Source organism: Halorubrum persicum, assembly GCF_002727125.1.
GTDB lineage: Archaea > Halobacteriota > Halobacteria > Halobacteriales > Haloferacaceae > Halorubrum > Halorubrum persicum.
In genome coordinates this window covers 1-1,059 of the sequence record NZ_NHOA01000132.1, presented here as the reverse complement: position 1 = coordinate 1,059, position 1,059 = coordinate 1, and the positions used below count along the sequence as shown (strand labels likewise).

The 1,059-nt window shown below is 51.8% G+C and carries 1 protein-coding gene; it reads left to right on the top strand.

Annotation, left to right across the window (positions count from 1 at the left end; translation table 11 throughout):
• The first annotated feature begins 47 nt into the window (after positions 1 to 47).
• Positions 48 to 1,048, top strand: a protein-coding gene (locus tag DJ69_RS14190) for an IS630 family transposase (RefSeq protein ID WP_099256200.1) whose coding sequence is annotated in 2 segments (ribosomal slippage) — positions 48 to 540 and positions 540 to 1,048 — 1,002 coding nt in all. Because the reading frame shifts where the segments join, the coding sequence is not laid out codon by codon here.
• The last annotated feature ends 11 nt before the right edge of the window (positions 1,049 to 1,059 follow it).

Below are 1,059 nucleotides of genomic sequence, written 5' to 3'. Positions count from 1 at the left end.
TATAGTAGCCGTTAGAACTTTTGGCACGGCGAGTTGGACAGTACCTAATGGATCATCTCGACGAGATCTCCGTCGAAGAACTCCAAGACGCGCTTGACAACGTCGAGGGAAACAAGCCCACGCAACGGTTGTTAGCCGCGATCGCGTACAAAAACGGCGTCACGCAGACTGAACTTGCCGAGTGGCACGACACCGGTCGACGAACAATCTACAGTTGGCTCAACCGACTTGATACTGACGAGCCGCTTGAACGGGCCGTTACTGATGCTCATCGATCTGGTCGAAAGCGAAAGCTCTCAGAAAAACAGCAACAAGCGTTCGAAGAGACAGTCCACGAGCCACCCGAAGAGATCGGCTTTGACGCGCCGGCGTGGATGCCGGCGCTTGTCAAAGAATATCTTGAAGAAACGTACGGTGTCGAGTACTCAATCCCAAGTTGTCGGCGGTTACTGAAAGAGGCGGGATTGAGTTATCAAAAACCACGCCGTTCAGCCGCTGAATCCGACGAAAACGATCAAGAAGCGTTTCACGACGAGATCAAAAAAAGCGGCGGGAAATGGACGCCACAGTAGTTTGTATCGATCAAACCAAGAAATCTGTCCAAGTCGAGCCGCGTGCCGCGTGGTTTCCGCGCGGCACGCGGCCTTCCGTCGAATTATCCGGTCAACGGGACTGGACGTGCTTGTTAGGCGCGATCACCGAGGACGGTGAGCGCTTTTTCTCTCGGATCACGGAGTATATCACTGCTGATCACGCAAAACATTTCATTTTAGCACTATGTAATGAATTCGAAGATGATCTAATAGTCGTTCTTGATGGCGCACCGTATTTTCAAGCATCGGCCGTCACGGACCTCGCGGCCCGTGACGACCTCGCATTTGTGACACTCCCGTCGTATTCGCCGGAGCTGAACCCTGTCGAGGAATGCTGGAGACAACTCCAAGCAGCGCTCAGCAACCGCTTCTTCGACTCACTCGACGAACTTACAACAGCAATTGATACCGCTCTTGATCAAATCACTATCCCAAAAGTGAGTAATTATTTCTAACGTCTACTATA